This window comes from Allorhizobium sp. GW101-3B10, assembly GCF_059424725.1.
Window position 1 is genome coordinate 1,274,613 of the sequence record NZ_JBWKZR010000001.1, and the last position, 17,034, is coordinate 1,291,646.

18 protein-coding genes are annotated in these 17,034 nt (G+C 64.3%); 12 read left to right on the plus strand and 6 right to left on the minus strand.

Features of this window, described 5'->3' with window-relative positions:
• Nucleotides 1–84: 84 nt before the first annotated feature.
• From AC07Y0_RS06035 to AC07Y0_RS06045, 3 genes are all read right to left on the minus strand, one after another.
• On the minus strand, nt 85–330 hold the full coding sequence (locus AC07Y0_RS06035) for a hypothetical protein (protein WP_498675476.1): 246 nt from the start codon (nt 328–330) through the stop codon (nt 85–87).
• A gap of 81 nt (nt 331–411) precedes the next feature.
• Nucleotides 412–672, minus strand: coding sequence for a hypothetical protein (locus AC07Y0_RS06040; protein WP_498675478.1), 261 nt, complete (start codon nt 670–672; stop codon nt 412–414).
• Nucleotides 673–773: 101 nt separating this feature from the next.
• Nucleotides 774–1,019 carry a hypothetical protein gene (locus AC07Y0_RS06045; protein ID WP_498675480.1) on the minus strand — a complete coding sequence of 82 codons (246 nt, stop codon included), beginning with the start codon at nt 1,017–1,019 and terminating at the stop codon, nt 774–776.
• 368 nt (nt 1,020–1,387) lie between these two features.
• On the opposite strand from AC07Y0_RS06045, the gene AC07Y0_RS06050 reads away from it, so the two are divergent.
• From AC07Y0_RS06050 to AC07Y0_RS06060, 3 genes are all read left to right on the plus strand, one after another.
• The gene (locus tag AC07Y0_RS06050; RefSeq protein ID WP_498675482.1) at nt 1,388–2,059 is read left to right on the plus strand and encodes a TetR/AcrR family transcriptional regulator; all 672 of its coding nucleotides are present in this window, start codon (nt 1,388–1,390) and stop codon (nt 2,057–2,059) included.
• Nucleotides 2,060–2,098: 39 nt separating this feature from the next.
• Nucleotides 2,099–3,118, plus strand: coding sequence for a ketol-acid reductoisomerase (gene ilvC / locus AC07Y0_RS06055; protein ID WP_498675484.1), 1,020 nt, complete (start codon nt 2,099–2,101; stop codon nt 3,116–3,118).
• Nucleotides 3,119–3,482: 364 nt separating this feature from the next.
• Nucleotides 3,483–4,706: an aminotransferase-like domain-containing protein gene (locus AC07Y0_RS06060; protein ID WP_498675487.1), complete on the plus strand. Its 1,224-nt coding sequence runs from the start codon at nt 3,483–3,485 to the stop codon at nt 4,704–4,706.
• A gap of 100 nt (nt 4,707–4,806) precedes the next feature.
• Here AC07Y0_RS06060 and AC07Y0_RS06065 read toward each other — a convergent pair whose 3' ends face one another.
• Nucleotides 4,807–6,708, minus strand: coding sequence for a CASTOR/POLLUX-related putative ion channel (locus AC07Y0_RS06065; protein WP_498675490.1), 1,902 nt, complete (start codon nt 6,706–6,708; stop codon nt 4,807–4,809).
• Between the two features lie 260 nt (nt 6,709–6,968).
• On the opposite strand from AC07Y0_RS06065, the gene AC07Y0_RS06070 reads away from it, so the two are divergent.
• From AC07Y0_RS06070 to AC07Y0_RS06080, 3 genes are read left to right on the plus strand one after another with little or no spacing between them, the layout of a single operon-like run.
• Nucleotides 6,969–7,949: an ABC transporter substrate-binding protein gene (locus AC07Y0_RS06070; protein WP_498675492.1), complete on the plus strand. Its 981-nt coding sequence runs from the start codon at nt 6,969–6,971 to the stop codon at nt 7,947–7,949.
• A 12-nt stretch (nt 7,950–7,961) separates the two neighbouring features.
• Nucleotides 7,962–9,656, plus strand: coding sequence for an ABC transporter permease (locus AC07Y0_RS06075; protein WP_498675494.1), 1,695 nt, complete (start codon nt 7,962–7,964; stop codon nt 9,654–9,656).
• On the plus strand, nt 9,644–10,672 hold the full coding sequence (locus AC07Y0_RS06080; RefSeq protein WP_498675496.1) for an ABC transporter ATP-binding protein: 1,029 nt from the start codon (nt 9,644–9,646) through the stop codon (nt 10,670–10,672). Before AC07Y0_RS06075 ends, AC07Y0_RS06080 begins: the two co-directional genes overlap by 13 nt.
• Nucleotides 10,673–10,711: 39 nt before the next feature.
• On the opposite strand, the gene AC07Y0_RS06085 is transcribed toward AC07Y0_RS06080, so the two are convergent.
• The gene (locus AC07Y0_RS06085) at nt 10,712–11,089 is read right to left on the minus strand and encodes a DUF4189 domain-containing protein (protein WP_498675498.1); all 378 of its coding nucleotides are present in this window, start codon (nt 11,087–11,089) and stop codon (nt 10,712–10,714) included.
• Between the two features lie 208 nt (nt 11,090–11,297).
• Here AC07Y0_RS06085 and AC07Y0_RS06090 point away from each other — a divergent pair, with 208 nt between their 5' ends.
• From AC07Y0_RS06090 to AC07Y0_RS06110, 5 genes are read left to right on the plus strand one after another with little or no spacing between them, the layout of a single operon-like run.
• Nucleotides 11,298–11,912 carry a TetR/AcrR family transcriptional regulator gene (locus AC07Y0_RS06090; RefSeq protein ID WP_498675500.1) on the plus strand — a complete coding sequence of 205 codons (615 nt, stop codon included), beginning with the start codon at nt 11,298–11,300 and terminating at the stop codon, nt 11,910–11,912.
• On the plus strand, nt 11,909–13,072 hold the full coding sequence (locus AC07Y0_RS06095; RefSeq protein WP_498675502.1) for an efflux RND transporter periplasmic adaptor subunit: 1,164 nt from the start codon (nt 11,909–11,911) through the stop codon (nt 13,070–13,072). Before AC07Y0_RS06090 ends, AC07Y0_RS06095 begins: the two co-directional genes overlap by 4 nt.
• Nucleotides 13,069–14,202 (plus strand): ABC transporter permease, encoded by a 1,134-nt coding sequence (locus AC07Y0_RS06100; RefSeq protein WP_498675504.1) that lies wholly within the window; start codon nt 13,069–13,071, stop codon nt 14,200–14,202. The genes AC07Y0_RS06095 and AC07Y0_RS06100 overlap by 4 nt, the downstream gene beginning before the upstream one ends.
• A gap of 4 nt (nt 14,203–14,206) precedes the next feature.
• The gene (locus AC07Y0_RS06105; RefSeq protein ID WP_498675505.1) at nt 14,207–14,920 is read left to right on the plus strand and encodes an ABC transporter ATP-binding protein; all 714 of its coding nucleotides are present in this window, start codon (nt 14,207–14,209) and stop codon (nt 14,918–14,920) included.
• The gene (locus AC07Y0_RS06110; protein WP_498675506.1) at nt 14,917–15,312 is read left to right on the plus strand and encodes a hypothetical protein; all 396 of its coding nucleotides are present in this window, start codon (nt 14,917–14,919) and stop codon (nt 15,310–15,312) included. The genes AC07Y0_RS06105 and AC07Y0_RS06110 overlap by 4 nt, the downstream gene beginning before the upstream one ends.
• On the opposite strand, the gene AC07Y0_RS06115 is transcribed toward AC07Y0_RS06110, so the two are convergent.
• Nucleotides 15,275–15,742, minus strand: coding sequence for an Imm42 family immunity protein (locus tag AC07Y0_RS06115; protein ID WP_498675508.1), 468 nt, complete (start codon nt 15,740–15,742; stop codon nt 15,275–15,277). The genes AC07Y0_RS06110 and AC07Y0_RS06115 overlap by 38 nt on opposite strands.
• A gap of 16 nt (nt 15,743–15,758) precedes the next feature.
• Between AC07Y0_RS06115 and AC07Y0_RS06120 the strand changes: the two genes are divergently transcribed.
• The gene (locus AC07Y0_RS06120) at nt 15,759–16,874 is read left to right on the plus strand and encodes an IS110 family RNA-guided transposase (RefSeq protein WP_498675509.1); all 1,116 of its coding nucleotides are present in this window, start codon (nt 15,759–15,761) and stop codon (nt 16,872–16,874) included.
• Nucleotides 16,875–17,034 lie beyond the last annotated feature (160 nt).

The following is a 17,034-nucleotide window of genomic DNA, read 5'->3' on the forward strand; positions in this document are numbered from 1 at the left end:
AAGGCGCGGGAACCGCAAAAATTACGGCCCCGGAGCTTGCGCTTCGGGGCCTGTTTGCCGAACGGCGTACCGTATGGGTCGGTGTCATTCCTCGTGGGAAGGCGTACCGACGGTGACGCCGCGACCGGAGTTGAAACCGTAGACGGCGTTGAGGTTGCCGCTGTCTGCCTTGGCGCCGCTCTCCTGGGTGATCGAGCCGACGACCGTGCGGTCGATGTTGCCGGACGACTGGACCGGAGCGGCGCTGCCGTTGGTGGGTTCCAGAGCGAAGGCTGCGGATGCGCCGGCCAGCGAAGCGACGACGGCGGTGATTGCGATGAGGGTCTTCATGGTCGTATTCCTTTCAGAGTGAAATTCCCGGGCCAGCTCAGGTCGACACGTCGTGTCGGCCCGAGGCTTGGGAGGTCTGGCTTATTCCTGGTGCGACGGCGAACCGACGGTTACGCCGCGACCGGAGTTGAAACCGTAGACGGCGTTGAGGTTGCCGCTGTCGACGCGGGCGCGGTCAGCCTGGACGCCGTTCACCGGGGTAATCGAGCCGACGACCGTGCGGTCGACGTTGCCGGACGACTGGACCGGAGCGGCGCTGCCATTGGTGGGTTCCAGAGCGAAGGCTGCGGATGCGCCGGCCAGCGAAGCGACGACGGCGGTGATTGCGATGAGGGTCTTCATGGGATGTCTCCTTGATTTCATTTCCTGATGGCATAGCTACACATCAGTTCTTCGTTGGGTTGTGGGGGCTGAGGGCGGGGGTCCTCAGTCGGGAGCAGGGGTCAGTCGTTGTTGGTGACGGTGCGCGACACCAGCGAGACGGTGCGGTCGGCGTTGACCTGGTAGACTTCACGGACTTCCTCGCCATACGGGCCGTAGAAGACATGGAAGAAGTTGGAGCCGGCGGGGGCCTTTTCGAGCCGGGCTTCGTGGCCACCATAGGTGATGGAGCCGGGGATCGGCTGGAGGGCGAAGGCTGCCGGTGCGGCGACGAGGGTAGCGAGCGCTGCTGCAATTGCGATTTTCATGATCAAATTCCTCTTTGCACTCTGTGTTGTTTGGGTCGAACTGTGTGGTTCGATGAACATGATTTGCGCCTCCTCCTCGCCGATTGCAAGAGATGATTGCGCACAATCGAACTAAGTAGTTCGATATCTTGCAATGCGTAAAAGGTTGCATATAGGTCGCAATTGTTGTGTAAAAACAGCATGGTAGAAAGCGCTCCAAGGTCGGGTTTTTGGCGCCAAAATTGTTATGAGGCACTACGTTCAAATAAATGTGATGGCCGGCGAAATCGTAACCGGAGGATCCGCACAGCGGTTGCGAAGCCTCTTGACGGAGCCAAATTTTGCCCTTAAACAGAACCGTACCGTACGGTACTTGAGAGATGTCAATCGTGCAGACCGAAACCGCCAACGCCGAATTCACGCCGCGCCAGAGCGCCGTTCTCGCCGAAGCCCTGAGGCTTCTGGTGGAGGGTGGCGACAAGGCGCTGACGACGGCCGGGCTGGCGCGCGCCGCCAACTGCTCCAAGGAAAGCCTCTACAAGTGGTTCGGCGATCGCGACGGACTCCTGTCGGCGATGATCTCCTACCAGGCGAGCAAGGTGCGCACCTTCGAGCGCCCCGGAGAACGGCTGACGGCGGCGAGCCTCACCGAACATCTGGAAATCTTTGCTCACGACCTGCTGGACGTGCTGGCCGGCGACGTGTCGCTGGCGCTCAACCGGCTGGCGATCGGCCAGACCAATCGCGACGGCTCGAAGCTCGGCACGCTGCTCCTCGAGCGCGGCCGCCGGCAGATCGACCGGCGGGCGAGGGCGCTGCTGGACGCGGGACAACGCGACGGCCTCTTGCGATTCTCCGACGGCGAGGAGGCCTATCGGACGCTTTACGGGCTGATCGTCAGCGACATGCACGTGCGCATGCTGCTCGGCGACATGCCGCAGACAAAGAGTTTCGCTGCCCGGGCGGAGAAGGCGGTCAATGCCTTCCTGACGCTCTACGGCACGGAAAAGGTTCTGGCCGGCCGCGACGGGGCAACCCGTTCCGGCCAGCCGGGTCAATGACAGTCACCACAACCGACAAGCATAGGGAAGGAACATACAATGCGCGTCTATTACGATCGTGATGCCGATCTCAATCTCATCAAGGCCAAGAACGTCGTCATCGTCGGCTACGGCTCCCAGGGTCGCGCCCATGCGCTGAACCTCAAGGATTCGGGCGCGGCCAATGTCGCGATCGCGCTCAAGGCCGGTTCGCCGACCATCAAGAAGGCCGAAGCCGACGGCTTCAAGGTCATGACGGTTGCCGACGCCGCCAAGTGGGGCGACCTCATCATGATGGCGACCCCGGACGAACTCCAGGCCGACATCTACAAGGCCGACATCGCCGGCAATATCCGCGACGGCGCGGCCATCGCGTTTGCCCACGGCCTCAACGTTCACTTCGGCCTGATTGAGCCAAAGGCTTCGCTCGACGTCGTCATGATCGCACCGAAGGGCCCGGGCCACACGGTTCGCGGCGAATACCAGAAGGGCGGCGGCGTTCCCTGCCTGGTTGCCGTTCACCAGAACGCCTCCGGCAATGCTCTCGAACTCGCGCTCTCCTACGCCTGCGGCGTCGGCGGCGGTCGTTCGGGCATCATCGAGACCAACTTCAAGGAAGAATGCGAAACCGACCTGTTCGGCGAGCAGGTCGTTCTCTGCGGCGGTCTGGTCGAGCTGATCCGCGCCGGCTTCGAAACCCTGGTCGAAGGCGGCTATGCGCCGGAAATGGCCTATTTCGAATGCCTGCACGAAGTGAAGCTGATCGTCGACCTGATCTATGAAGGCGGCATCGCCAACATGAACTACTCGATCTCGAACACGGCCGAGTGGGGCGAATACGTCACCGGCCCGCGCATCATCACCGACGAGACCAAGGCCGAGATGAAGCGCGTCCTCAAGGACATCCAGACCGGCAAGTTCACCTCGGACTGGATGCAGGAATACCGCGCCGGCGGCGCCCGCTTCAAGGGCATCCGTCGCCTGAACGACAGCCACCAGATCGAGGAAGTCGGCACCAAGCTGCGCGCCATGATGCCGTGGATCGGCAAGAACAAGCTGGTCGACAAGGACCGCAACTAAGCCTCTCCGGCTCTGGCGATACGGCGACCGCAATGAGAAGATCCCCGGTGACGAGCCGGGGATTTTCGTTTTCAGGCCGCGGCTGTTCGGGACCTCGGTTCGCATGGCGGCTGCGTCGCGCGCCTCGCGCTCTGCGGCTGGAGCGTCCGATTTCCGCGCCGCAGGCTCGCTGTCTGCGTGCGACCCCCGTGGGGTGAGGGGCTCCGGTCGAATCGTGCGCGCGCTCGCTTTGGTGCGTAATATAGTTTCTCGCACATCGCATTTCAGATGCGGAATATTATAACGGACGATAGGTCAGTATTGTTGACATATCGTCGTTTGTGTGGTCATTTTCAGCATCATAAAAAACGTCGAGGAAACCCCTGTGCTGAATTGGGACCATATTTTTGCGACGCGTTCGTCGCGCATGCGCGCCTCTGAAATCCGCGAGCTGCTGAAGCTTTTGGAGCGGCCGGACATCATCTCGTTTGCCGGCGGCATTCCCGACCCGGCGCTCTTTCCCGACCAGGAATTCAAGGCGGCCTATGCCGACATCTTCAGCGGCGACCAGGTGACGGCCGCGCTGCAGTATTCGGTCAGCGAAGGCTACAAGCCGCTGCGCGAATGGTTGAAGGGCGAAATGGAGAAGATCGGCATCGCCTGCACCGCCGACAACATCTTCATCACCTCCGGCTCGCAGCAGGCCCTCGACTATCTCGGCAAGCTGTTCCTGTCGCCGAAGGATACGGCGCTGGTCAGCTGGCCGACCTATCTCGGCGCCCTGCAGGCCTTCAACGCCTACGAACCGAACTATGACCAGCTGACGCTCGGCAACCGCACGCCGGAAAGCTACAAGGCGACGGCGGAAAATCTCGGCGGCGAGGTCAAGTTCGCCTATCTCTCGGCCGATTTCTGCAATCCGACCGGCGAGACCGTCGACCGCGCGGCGCGCGAGCGGCTGCTGAAGCTCGCCGAGGAACTCGACATCGCCATCATCGAGGACGCGGCCTACCAGTCGCTGCGTTACGACGGCGAGCCGGTGCCGCCGATCCTGGCGCTCGAGATCGCCGAGAAGGGCTCGATCGAGGACACGCGCACCATCTATTGCGGCAGCTTTTCCAAGACGCTGGCACCGGGCCTGCGCGTCGGCTTCGTCGTCGCCAACATGCCGGTCATCCGCAAGCTGGTGCTGATGAAGCAGGCCGCCGACCTGCATTCCTCGTCGATCAACCAGATCGCCATCGCCCATGTCGCGGAACGGCATTTCGATGCCCAGGTCGCCAAGATCCGCGCCGCCTACAGCGCGCGCCGCGATGCCATGCTGAAGGCGCTGGCCACCTACATGCCAGCCGGCACGACCTGGACCAAGCCGGAGGGCGGCATGTTCATCTGGGTGACGCTGCCGGAAGGGCTGGACGGGGCGGAACTTCTGGCGCGCTCGGTCGAGACCGAGAAGGTCGCCTTCGTTCCGGGCCAGGCCTTCTTTGCCGACCGGTCGGGCACAAACACGCTGCGGCTTTCCTTTTCCTGCGCCAACGAGCAGATGATCGACGAAGGCATCAAGCGCCTCGGCCGGCTGATCGGTGGGGCCATGGCGGCGGCGGCCTGACGGCCGCCGGCTCCCGTCCACCGACCATGAGAAAGGGGTCCGTCGCATCGCGCGGCGGACCCCTTTTCAATTCTCCGTCCAGCATCGGGACGTGCGTTCCCTATTCGGTGGCCAGCACGATGACCATGTCGTCGGGGCTGTAGGTGAGCATTTCCGAACGGGACGGGTTGACGGTGACGCCGCCGAGATTGCGGTGGTCTTCGTCGTCGCCGCGCTGGCGGCGATAGCCGATGGCGATCTCGCCGCGGCGCAGTGCCGCGAGCGCGACCGTGAAGAAGTTCACCGGGCGGTCGATCGCCACATAGTCGCCGATCGGGCGCATGTAGATTTCCGAGCCGTCCTCGTCGAGCAGTTCGGCGAAGATCGCCGCCATGAACTCGTTTTCGGAGGCCTGGGCCAGCATCAAGCTGACCAGCTTGTTGCTGACGACGAAGTCGTCGGCGCGGGTGACTTCGGCCAGTTCGCGGTTGCGCACGTCGGTCATCTCGCTGACCACGTTGATGTGCAGGCCAGCGCCCTCGGCGATCTTGCGGATGTGCAGAAGGGTGATCAGGGTGCGGGTGTCGGCCGACTGCATCGTCATGTCGTCGCTGTAGCCGAGCACCAGGACGTGGTCGAAGCTCGGAATGTTCAGGCGATCGAGGGCGGCGCGGCTGCTGGTGTCGATCACATGGTAGTCGATCGTCATATTGCCGTTCGGCAGGCGGAGGCCGGCGATATCCGCCTCGAATTCCGGCGTGTGGGCGGCGATCGTCAGGTGCGAGCCCGGCGTGACGTAGCGGCAGAGCTCGCTGGCGATGATCGGGCCGCGGCGGTTCCAGCCGAGCACCAGGGTGCGCTCGGGACCGACCGGGCGCTTGACCGGGGTCAGGATGGCGTCCTTGGCGAGGTTGATCTCGTTGCTCCAGATGCGGATCGAGTCGTCGTCCTCGGCGATGATCACGGCCCGTTCGCCCGGCTCGATGACGCGGTTCGGGGCGGGGTTGATGTGGATCTTGCCGGCGCGGTCGCACAGGCCGATCAGGGTGCAGTTCTCGTAGGCCATGACGCCGGCGGCAAAGGGCTTGCCCTCCAGCGCCGGCTGTTCGATCGTGTAGATCTCGCAGCCGTCGAAATCGAGCAGTTCCGAATAGACGGCCGAAAGCCCCGACTGGCGGCTGGTGTGCACGACGATGCGCGAGATCAGGTCGTCGGCCAGCACCATCTGCATTTCCTTGCCGCCGACGATGCGGGCGACGTCGGCATTGCCGGCATCGCGGATTTCGGCGGCGATCATGTAGGGCTGCGGACGGCGCTTCGGGTCGTTGACCAGCGCCAGCACCGACTTGATGACCTGCGAATCCGGATCCTCGTCTTCCGGCGACAGCACGATGATCGAACGGGAATTCTGCGGATTGACGATGTCGAGATCGTAGAGATCGGTCGGGTCGCCGCTGCGGCAGACGATCTTGGTGTTCTTGAGGTCGGCCACCTTGGTGGCGATCTCGTCTTCCATCTCGACCTTGTCCTTGTTCGCCATGATGACGATGCGCGGACGGCGGCGGCTCTGGTTGGCGATCACCAGTTCGGAAATGACGTCGAAGATCGAGGATGACCAGTTGAGGATGATCGTGTGGTCGGATTCGAGGACCCGCGAGCGGCCCTTGCGCAATTCGTCGAGCTTGCTTTCGAGGCCCGAGCTGATGACACCGATCAAGGCGGAGAAGACGAAGATGCCGGCGAGCGTCACGACGAGCGCGACGAGGCGGAAGCCCCAGCCCTGGTCGCCGCCCATGGTGCCGGCGTCGAAGGTGCGCATCAGCGACGCCCAGGTGCCCTCGATGAAGCTCACGGGTTCGCCGCCTTCCGGCGCGATGCCGGTGAGGGCCAGAAACGCGCCGGCAAGCGAAATCACCACCAGTGAAATCAGTGCCAGCCAGCCGATCAGCGCAACCGCGCCGCCGGCCATGCTCTTGTCGAACTCATAGCGCAACCGCGCCCGCCAGTTTCCGCCCGTCTTCATGTTGGTACTCTCGGTTCGTCTTCAAAAATAAGGAAAATCCGCCATTACAGGAATCGCCCGCAACTTCAATCGTGCCCTCGGGAACAAGGCGAAGGCTGACCCATAAAAGTCAAGCATTTCCCGGATTTCGGCGCCTCGCCGGTGCTCAGGCCGCCGTCTCCGGGGATTTCGGGGCTCCCGGCCGGCAGTGCGGCTGTCACATGCCTGTCAAGCCCGTGTGGTTATGCATCGGCCTCATTTGAATAACGAGGATGCTTTCCATGAAGAACCTGCTTTCCGTCTTTTCCGCGCTGGTTGCCGTCGGCGTTCTGGCGACCTCTGCCGGCGCTGCCAACCTGGTGCTCTACACCAGCCAGCCGAACGAGGATGCGCAAGCGACCGTCGACGGCTTCATGGCCGCGAACCCCGACATCAAGGTCGACTGGGTGCGCGACGGCACGCCGAAGATCATGGCCAAGCTGATGGCCGAGATCGAAGCCGGCAGCCCGGCCGCCGACCTTCTGCTGATCGCCGATACCGTCACGCTGGAGCGCATGAAGCAGGCCGGCCAGCTGATGGCCTACAAGTCGCCGGAAGCCGTCAACTACGACGCCAGCCTCTACGACGCCGATGGCGCCTACTATTCGACCAAGCTGATCACCACCGGCATCATGTACAATACCGCCGCGGCGATGAAGCCGACGAGCTGGGCCGATCTGGCCAAGCCGGAAGCCAAGGGCCTGGTCGCCATGCCGAGCCCGCTCACCTCGGGGGCCGCTCTCATTCACGCCCAGACGCTGGCCGGCGTCTCCAGCCTCGGCTGGGACTATTACAAGGCCCTGCAGGCCAATGGCGCGATTGCCGCCGGCGGCAACGGCGCGGTGCTGAAGGCGGTCGCCTCCGGCGAGAAGGCCTATGGCGTCGTCGTCGACTACATGCCGATCCGCGAGAAGGCCAAGGGCGCGCCGGTCGAGTTCGTCTTCCCGACGGAGGGCGTATCGGCCGTGACCGAGCCGGTCGCGATCCTGTCGACCACCAAGAATGCCGAAGCGGCGAAGAAGTTCGTCGACTACGTGCTGTCGGAAAAGGGCCAGGAGGGTTTCCTCAAGCTCCGCTATATCCCGGCGCGCAACGGCATGCCGGTTCCCGAAGGCTTCCCGGCCCGTGACACCATCAAGGTCCTGCCGATCGACGCCGCCGCCGCGCTGAAGGCCACCGAGGAAGACCTGAAGACCTTCTCCGGCATCTTCGGCACCAACTGATCGAAACGGTCAATGCCGCATTTCCTTGCCAAAGCGAACAGCCAGCCCCGCTGGCTGTTTCCTTTTGTCGTCACCTTCGTCGCGTGCCTCTGCGTCCTGCCGCTGGCGCGGCTGGTCGGAGCGGGCATTTCCTCGATCCTGTCGGGCAAGGCACTCGCGCTCGTCCTCGAGCCGAGCGTCTGGTCGGCCGCTGTCAATACGCTCACGACTTCCTTCTTCGGCATGGTCGCAGCGGTCGCCATCGGCGGGCTCTTCGCCCTGGCGTTGACGCTGGCCGACGTGCGCGGCAAGTGGCTGCTGAGCTTTCTCTTCATGCTGCCGACGATGATCCCGCCGCAGGTGCAGGCGCTCGCCTGGGTCGGCATGTCCGGCCCGTCGAGCCCGCTCCTGAAGGCACTCGGCATCGCGCCGGCCATGGGAAGTCCGCAACCGCTCTATTCGGTCGGCGGCATTGCCCTGCTTTACGGTGTGCAGCATGCGCCGCTGGTCTATCTGTCGCTCAGGGCCGGGCTGCTCGCCCTGCCGCGCGACGGCATCGAGGCGGCGAAGCTCGCCGGCGCCTCGCCTTTTCGCGTGCTGAAGGACATTATCCTGCCGCTGTCGCTGCCGGGCATCATCGCCGGGGCGGCGATCGCCTTCGTCTCCGGTGTCGGCAATTTCGGCATTCCGGCGATTCTTGGACTGCCGGCGCAGATCTATACGCTGCCGACGCTCATCTATTCGCGGCTCGCCAGCTTCGGCGGCAATACCTTCGGTGACATCGCCGTGCTGTCGGCGATGATCGGCCTGATGGCGGTTGCCGGCCTGCAGATCCAGGAACGGGCGCTGAGGGGCCGCGACTACCGGGTGATCGGGCTCTCCGGCGCCTCGGCAACCTTCCGGCTCGGCCGTTGGCGGCCGGCCCTCGAAGCCTTCCTCTGGCTGCTGCTGTTCGTCATGCTGATCGCGCCCATGGCGGCGCTCGTCTCCGCCTCGCTGGTGCCGGCCTATGGCGTCGTGCTGTCGCTGAAGACGGCGTCGTTTTCTGCCTACGAGGAAATCCTGTTCCGCCAGACCGTGACGCGCACCGCCTTCGGCAACTCGATCTTCCTGGCCGGCACCACGGCCCTCGGCCTGCTGGTGATCGGCGTTCTCGCCGGCTACACGCTGACGCGGGGTGCCAGCCGCTGGACGGGTCTGCTGTCGGCGATGATCGAAATCCCGTATGCGCTGCCGGGGATCGTCATTTCCGTCGCCTTCGTCCTGGTCTTCGCCGCACCCTTGCCCTTCCTCGGCGTGACCATCTACGGGACGATCTGGATCATCCTCGCCGCCTATTTCGCCAGTTTCCTGGCGGTCGGGCTGAAGCCTATCGTCAGCGCGCTTCGCCAGCTCGATCCGGCACTGGAGGAGGCGGCACGGCTGTCGGGTGCGGGGTTCTACCGGCGGCTGTTCGACATCATCGTGCCGCTGATCGCGCCCGCCGCCGGCGCTTCGGTCATCCTCGTCTTCCTCATCTCCTGCAACGAGCTCACCGTCTCGGCCCTTCTCTGGTCGGCCGGCACCCAGACGCTCGGCGTGGCGATCTACAATCTCGACGACAGCGGTTCCTACGACCTCGCCTCGGCGCTTTCCGTGCTGGTGGTGCTGATGGTCGTGGTGCTGATGTTGTTGCTCGAACTCATGGCGGCAAGGCTGCCGAAAGGGGTCGTCCCGTGGCGAAACTGATTCTCCACAAGCTCTGTAAGGACTACGGCACGGGCAAGGCGGCGGTCAACGACGTGTCACTCGACATTCGCGAGGGCGGATTCCTGGCGCTGCTCGGGCCGTCGGGCTGCGGCAAGACGACCGTGCTTCGGATGATCGCCGGCTTCGAGACGCCGAGCGATGGTTCGATCCTGCTCGGCGAACGGGTGCTCGCCGATGCGGGCGGCGTCGTTCCGCCGGAAAAGCGCAACATGGCGATGGTGTTCCAGTCCTATGCGCTCTGGCCGCACATGACGGTCGCCGACAATGTCGGCTATCCGCTGAAGGTGCGCGGTATCTCCGGCGAACGCTACCGGGAGAAGGTGAGCGACGCGCTGAAGGCCGTACGGTTGGAAGCCTATGCCGGGCGCCGGCCGGCGGATCTCTCCGGCGGGCAACGGCAGCGCGTGGCGCTGGCGCGCTGCCTGGTGACGGCGCCGGACGTCGTCCTGCTCGACGAGCCGCTCGCCAATCTCGACCGGCATCTGCGCCAGGAGATGGAGGAGACGTTTCGCGAGTTCCATGCCCGTTCGGGTGCGACGATGATCTACGTCACCCATGACCAGGCCGAGGCCATGGCGCTCGCTACCGATGTCGCGGTGATGTCGGAGGGCAGGTTGTTGCAGGTGGCGGCGCCGGCCGAGATCTATGCGCGGCCGGAAGGCCGGCTCGTCGGCGGGCTGATCGGGCAGGGCGCGATCCTCGCTCTTCCGGAGCGCGGCGCCGTGCGGCGCGATCTGGGCTGGGACGAGATCCTGACGCGGCTGGTCGACCGGGTGCCCGGAGGGACGCGCATGGACGTGCTGGTGCGGCCACAGGACGTGGTGCTCGGAGGCGAGGGGCTTCCGGCGGAAGTCGAGGGCGTTCTCTTCGAGGGCGAGCGCTATGCGCTGAGGCTGACGCTCGGCGACGGCCAGAAGCTTCGGGCCTATAGCCGCGTCGCCTGCAACGAAGGTGAGCGGGTGACGGTGAGGATCAATGCCGGCTGGCGGCTCTGAGGTGAGCGCCGGATCCGTGTCCGGCGCCCTGGCCAACGCTCACGGAGCGCCGGAGCACACCCAACGGGTGACGCGGCAGCGGCCGGCATACTGGTTGCAGACGCCGATCGCCTCGAGTTCGGCGCGCCTACGGTCGGACGCCCAGCCGGAACCCCAGCCGCCGTTCTGGCCGACGGCGAGCGCCCCGCAGGCATTCTTGAACCAGATCGCGACGCGGCAGTCGCGGGCGCGGCCGGAACATTCGCGCAAGGCCCTGCGCTCCGCGTCGGCACGGGTGGAGAAGGAGTTCGACCAGCCGTCGGCGCGGGTGGAGGGCGAATAGGCGATGGCGCCATAGCTGTCGGCGACCGCCAGGGCCGGAGCCAGGGTCGTGAAGATGACGGCCAGGACGGCAAGGAATGAATAGGCACGGCGCATGCAGAACTCCCCCGGTCATGCTGATGTCCAATCATAGGATGATGACGGGCGGGGGTGGAAGGACGTTTTTTGGGTTGCCTGTCCGTCGGCCCTTGCCGCGTCGTTCGATCCTGCGGGTCTCCTTGTGGACCCCGTTCCGATGCGGATCATTGACAGAAGAGGTTCGGAGGAATAGTTAGTTTGTAATAACTAACTAAGGAGCCGAGTCATGGCGCGAAAATCGGCGGAAGACCGCAAGGCGGAGATATTGGCGACCGCGCTGCGGCTGGCGGACGAGCTGGGACCCGACCGGCTGACGACCAATGCCGTTGCCCAGGCCGTGGGCCTGACGCAGCCCGGGATCTTTCGCCATTTTCCGACCAAGCAGGCCCTGTGGCACGCGCTGGCGGCGGACATCAGCGCTAGGCTGAAGGCCGCGTGGGACGAGGCGCTTGCCGCCAGCGCCATGCCGGAAGGCAGGATCGCTGCGCTGGTTCAGACGCAACTGAATCTCATCGAAGCCCATCCTGCCATTCCGGCCATCCTGTTTTCCCGCGAACTGCGGGTCGAGAATGGTGCGCTTCGCCAGACCTTCGTCGGCTTGATGACGACGTTCCATGGCATCCTTGCCGGCGAGCTGGCGCGTGCGCGCGAAGCGGGCACCGTTCGCCCGGATCTCGATCCCGCGGACGGCGCCGTGCTGTTGATTTCGCTCGTTCAGGGGCTGGCGATGCGCTGGTCGCTGGGTGCGCGCGGATTTGCCCTGCAGCCGGAGGGCGTGCGGCTGCTGGCCGTGCAGATGGCTTTGTTTACGGGATCGGCGACAGAAGGGAAGCAGTCATGACGGGCGGAAAGATCCGGGTCCTTTTGGTGGCCGTGGGGGTCATCGCGGCAATTGCTCTTGCTTATGTGTTTCTCACCAAGCGGCCGGTCGCCGTTCCGGTTGCCGCAGTCGAACGGAATGTCGCGGTAAGGGTCTACGGCCTCGGCACGGTCGAGGCGCGGATCGTGTCGAAGATCGGGTTCGAGGTCGGCGGCGCGCTCTCCGACCTCTCGGTTGACAGCGGTGATGTCGTGACGCGCGGCCAGGTTCTGGCCCGCCTGCATCGCGATGCGCAACAGGCCCGGGTGGCTCGTGCGCAGGCGGCGATCGTCGCGGCGGCCGCCAATACCCACAAGGCCGAGGCCAATGTCGAGAAGGCGGCGGCGGTGCTTGCGCAACGCCAGGCGGCCGATGCGCGCCAGCAGGAACTGGCCGGTCGAAATGCGATCTCTCGCCAGACTGCAGAGGAGGCGAAACGCGATGTCGAGGTTGCGGCTGCCGAACTCACCGTCGCGCAGACGGAGGTGGATGTTTTCAGATCGCAGGAGGTCGACGCCGGCGCGGCGCTGGATTACGAAACCGCCGTGCTGAAGCAGCATGTTCTGGAGGCACCCTTCGACGCCGTGGTCGTCGCGCGCCATGCGGAGGCGGGTGCCGTGGTGCGGGCCGGCGATGTGATCTACACCCTCATGGATCCCAAGACCGTGTGGACACTGGCCTATATCGACGAGGAACGCGCCGGCGCGCTGGCCGTCGGCCAGGCGACCGAGGTTCGGCTGCGGTCTATGCCGCATGACGTCTACGCGGGCAGGGTGGCGCGGATCGGCATCGAGAGCGACCGCGCCAACGAGGAGCGCCGCGTCTGGATCACCTGCGACAAGTGTCCGCCGCAGGCCTTTCTCGGCGAACAGGCCGAAGTGCGGATCACGGTCGACGAACTGCCGCAGGCGCTGCTGGTGCCGGAGGCGGCGATCAGCGGCTTCGACGGCCATCAGGGGCGGGTGTTCGTCGTCGTCGACGGCAAGCTCGCGCAGGTGCCGGTGACGTTCGGCCATCGCACGGAAGATGCCCGGGTCGAGATCGTCGCAGGCTTGCCGGAGGGCGCCCGCGTCGTCACGGCGGCCGCCAAGGGCCTTGTCGAGGGACGTGCCGCGCGCATCGTTGAGGAGGCGAGGCCATGAACCTTGCCTATCGCGATGTCCGTCATAACCTGTTTCGCTTCGTGCTCACCTGCCTTGGCCTCAGCCTGCTGATGGCTGTGGTCTTGGCGATGATGGGCATCTACAACGGCCTGGTGGCCGATGCGCTGAACATCGTCAGGGCACCGCAGGCCGATCTCTGGGTGGTGGAAGCGGGCCGCCAGGGCCCCTTCGCCGAGTCCTCCAAGATCCCCGGCGAGACGCGCGATGCCGTGGCGCGCCTGCACGGGGTGAGCGATGCCGGCAGCATCACCTACCAGACCGTCGAAGCCGCCTTTGCCGGCAAGACACTGCGCCTCTACATCATCGGCTACGAGCGCGGTCACCCCGGCGGACCGGATGTGGTCGTGGAGGGGCGCGGTATCGGGCAGAGCCACTTCGAGGCGGTCGCGGATCGCAAGTCCGGCCTTCAGGTCGGCGACCGGATCGCGCTTGGCCGCAACCGGTTCGAAGTCGTCGGACTTGTCGAGGATGCGATGAACTCCGGCGGCGATCCCGTCCTCTACGTCACGCTTTCCGACGCGCAGACGCTGCAATCGCAGCTCGCACCACCTGCCGCCCGCGTCCAGTCGGCACGGGGCGCAACGGGTGAGAGCGCGGATACGGTGGCCGCCGTCATCGCCCGCGTCGACGCCAATGCCGATGTCGATTCCGTGGCGCGCACCGTGCGCCAGTGGAAACACCTCTCGGCCATGACGCAGGCCGAACAGGAAGACCTGCTGGTCCGCTCCGTCGTCGACCGGGCGCGCAGGCAGATCGGCCTGTTTCTCGGCATTCTGCTGACGGTCTCGGCCGTCGTCATCGCGCTCATCATCTACACCATGACCATGGAGAAGCTGAAACAGATCGCGACGTTGAAGCTGATCGGCGCGCCCGACCGCACCATCATCGGGCTGATCGTCCAGCAATCGATCGCGCTCGGCGCCGTCGGCTGGAGCTTCGGCCTGATGCTGATCCTGCTGATCAAGGACTATTTTCCCCGCCGTGTCCTGCTGGAGCCGATCAATGCGGTGGCTCTTGCCGGCATTATCCTGGTCGTTTGCATCCTGGCGAGCGGGCTCGGCATTCGCGCCGCGCTCAGGGTCGATCCAGCAACGGCGATCGGAGGCTGACGCCATGACCGATCCGCAAAGCCGCCTCATCATCGACCTCAAGGCGATCTCCAAGCACTATGGCGAGGGGGCGACGCGCGTCGATGCCCTGCGCGGCGTCGACCTCGAGGTGCGCGCCGGCGAGGTGGTGGCGCTGCTCGGGCCATCCGGATCGGGCAAGACCACGCTGCTCAACATCATCGGCTGCATCATCGACCCGACCGAGGGGCGGGTATGGCTGGACGGGGAGCCGGTCTACGAAAACCGCTGGCTGAGGGACGACCTCAGGCGCCTGCGGCTCGACAAGATCGGGTTCATCTTCCAGTTCCACAACCTCTTGCCGTTCCTCGATGCCAAGGACAATGTCGCGCTGGTGCTGCAACTGGCGGGGAAGTCGGCCGGCGAGGCAAGGCGCAGGGCGATCGAACTCCTGGACTACCTGGAAGTCGGCCACCGCAAGGACGCCATGCCGGCGCTGCTGTCGGGCGGTGAGGCGCAGCGTGTGGCGATTGCCCGCGCGCTCGCCAACAGCCCGCGCATCATTCTCGCCGACGAGCCGACCGCGGCGCTCGATTCCAAGCGAGCGGGGATCGTCATGGATCTGCTGCGCAAGCTTGCCGCCGAGCAGGACGCCTGCATCGTTGCTGTAACCCATGACGAAAAGATCTACGACCGTTTCGATCGGCTTTTCCATCTGCGCGATGGTCGGCTGGAAGACCAGGAAGGGAGCAAGGCATGAACACGATTTTGCGAGGCGGCTGGGGGCTGAAGGCGGCAGGCGCGATCGGTCTGGTCTTCGGTCTGTTGACGATCTTCTCGGGAGGTACGGCGCTGTTCGGCGGCGAGGCCGCACGGGCGGCCGTCGGCAATGCCGTGCCGTTCGTGCTGTGGTTCAATTTCATCGCGGGCTTCTTCTATGTCCTGGCAGGCCTGGGTCTCCTGCTGAACCGGAGTTGGGCCGTCTGGCTGTCCATCGCGATCGCCGTGGCCACCGTTCTGGTGCTGGCGGCCTTCGGCCTGCATGTCGCCGGCGGCGGCCTCTACGAGATGCGCACCGTAGGCGCGATGCTGCTGCGCACGGCGGTCTGGGCGATCATCGCCGCTGTCGGATGGCGGTCCATGCGCCGATAGGCGAGACTCTAGGAGAGAGGCGACTGTCTTGTGCCAGTTTGCTTTCCCACTCTGCGACGAACAAGTCTCTCCAGCGAGAGAGAACACCGTAGAAAAGATCAGCGTCCAACCATTCTTCGCGGATAGTGCCAACCATTTCGTCCGGAGAGCCTGTGTTCACGAAAGCGACAAGACGGACTCTCCTCCCTACGTCGAACTGGAGAACATGGCTTCCGTCATCAAATGCGGCATCTCCATCCGGAGCCCATGTCACCGCGTTCGAGTAGAGAGCTTTTGCGAACGCCTCGCGCGTCAGCCCAAAGTAATCCGTTCGTGGTGCGTCATGATAGATTGCATCAAGGTAAGACCGTATGTCCGTCTTCGCGCCTGAGGTGGCTCGCCCTACACTGGTCTTCCGAGGGTTGCTCGGACGGGCCGAGCCGATCCTCATCACAGGAGGACGAGCCGTGGCAGATTATAGAGAAGCTTTTGTCGGAATCGATGTCGCCAAGCTGAAGAATGCGATTGCTGTTGCCGAATCTGGCCGGGACGGAGAGGTACGCTATTTCGGCGAGGTTGATGCATCCGATGTCAGCATGCGTCGCATAATTCAGCGAATAGCCGCGAAGTTTGATCACGTGCATTTCTGCTATGAAGCCGGCCCGACCGGTTATGGCCTCCATCGGCTGATCAAATCCCTTGGCCATGAATGCATGGTTGTCGCCCCGTCATTGATCCCGAGGAAGCCTGGCGACAGGGTGAAGACGAACCGTCGAGACGCGCTCGCGCTCGCCCGGCTATTGAGGGCCGGCGAGCTCACGGCAGTGTGGGTTCCCGACGAGGGCCATGAGGCTATGCGCGATCTTGTTCGTGCTCGAGCTGCTGCGGTCGAGACATTACGGGTTCATCGGCAACAGGTAAGTGCCTTTATGCTCAAGCATAGTCGCATCTATCCACGCAAGAAGGGCTGGACGATGCGATATCTGTGCTGGCTGCAGGAGCAACAGTTCGATCACCCCGCGCATCAGATCGCTTTGCAGGAAATGGTCGAGGCGGTGCGCCTCTCGAAGGAGCGCGTCGAACGACTGGACAAGGTGATTGAGGAGTTTATCCCCACTTGGTCTCTCGCGCCCGTCGTTCGAGCTCTACAGACGTTACGAGGGGTCGATTTGATCGTCGCCGTCACCTTCGCAACAGAGGTCGGTGACGTCACCCGATTTGAGAGCCCCCGCCAATTGATGGGCTATCTCGGCTTGGTTCCTGGTGAGCGATCAACGGGTGAGATAGTCAGACGGGGTTCAATCACCAAGGCAGGCAATGGGCGTGTTCGGCACATGCTGGTCGAGAGCGCCTGGACATATCGCCATCCGCCGAAGGTTGGCGCGAGGAAGCTGTACCGTATGGAGCAAGCGCCGCCGAAAGTGCGGGAGATAGCATGGAAGGCTCAGAGCCGGTTGACGGCTCGTTATCGAATGCTGACCGGACGAGGAAAGCGAACGACGGTGGTTTGTACCGCCATTGCCCGCGAGTTGAGTGGCTTCATGTGGGCCGTTGCAAGGGAGGCGCAGTCGATCAGATCGTAGATCGCCGCATCGAACTTGCATCTCGCGCATGGGCGGGGGCGGAACAACGGCAGGGGAACACCCGTCAGACGCTTTGTGGCCGGCATTCGACCGACGCCCGCAGTAAGATCGGAATAGCCCCGGACGCACAATCGGGAATGCGGTAGCCAACCCGCGCATC

Excerpts from the sequence above, each read along its gene's own strand:
- AC07Y0_RS06040 (WP_498675478.1), bottom strand. The coding sequence starts at position 672 with ATGAAGACCCTCATCGCAATCACCGCCGTCGTCGCTTCGCTGGCCGGC.
- ilvC (WP_498675484.1), top strand. The coding sequence starts at position 2,099 with ATGCGCGTCTATTACGATCGTGATGCCGATCTCAATCTCATCAAGGCC.
- AC07Y0_RS06085 (WP_498675498.1), bottom strand. The coding sequence starts at position 11,089 with ATGCGCCGTGCCTATTCATTCCTTGCCGTCCTGGCCGTCATCTTCACG.
- AC07Y0_RS06035 (WP_498675476.1), bottom strand. The coding sequence starts at position 330 with ATGAAGACCCTCATCGCAATCACCGCCGTCGTCGCTTCGCTGGCCGGC.
- AC07Y0_RS06095 (WP_498675502.1), top strand. The coding sequence starts at position 11,909 with ATGACGGGCGGAAAGATCCGGGTCCTTTTGGTGGCCGTGGGGGTCATC.
- AC07Y0_RS06070 (WP_498675492.1), top strand. The coding sequence starts at position 6,969 with ATGAAGAACCTGCTTTCCGTCTTTTCCGCGCTGGTTGCCGTCGGCGTT.
- AC07Y0_RS06110 (WP_498675506.1), top strand. The coding sequence starts at position 14,917 with ATGAACACGATTTTGCGAGGCGGCTGGGGGCTGAAGGCGGCAGGCGCG.
- AC07Y0_RS06100 (WP_498675504.1), top strand. The coding sequence starts at position 13,069 with ATGAACCTTGCCTATCGCGATGTCCGTCATAACCTGTTTCGCTTCGTG.
- AC07Y0_RS06090 (WP_498675500.1), top strand. The coding sequence starts at position 11,298 with ATGGCGCGAAAATCGGCGGAAGACCGCAAGGCGGAGATATTGGCGACC.
- AC07Y0_RS06045 (WP_498675480.1), bottom strand. The coding sequence starts at position 1,019 with ATGAAAATCGCAATTGCAGCAGCGCTCGCTACCCTCGTCGCCGCACCG.
- AC07Y0_RS06105 (WP_498675505.1), top strand. The coding sequence starts at position 14,207 with ATGACCGATCCGCAAAGCCGCCTCATCATCGACCTCAAGGCGATCTCC.
- AC07Y0_RS06075 (WP_498675494.1), top strand. The coding sequence starts at position 7,962 with ATGCCGCATTTCCTTGCCAAAGCGAACAGCCAGCCCCGCTGGCTGTTT.
- AC07Y0_RS06065 (WP_498675490.1), bottom strand. The coding sequence starts at position 6,708 with ATGAAGACGGGCGGAAACTGGCGGGCGCGGTTGCGCTATGAGTTCGAC.
- AC07Y0_RS06115 (WP_498675508.1), bottom strand. The coding sequence starts at position 15,742 with ATGAGGATCGGCTCGGCCCGTCCGAGCAACCCTCGGAAGACCAGTGTA.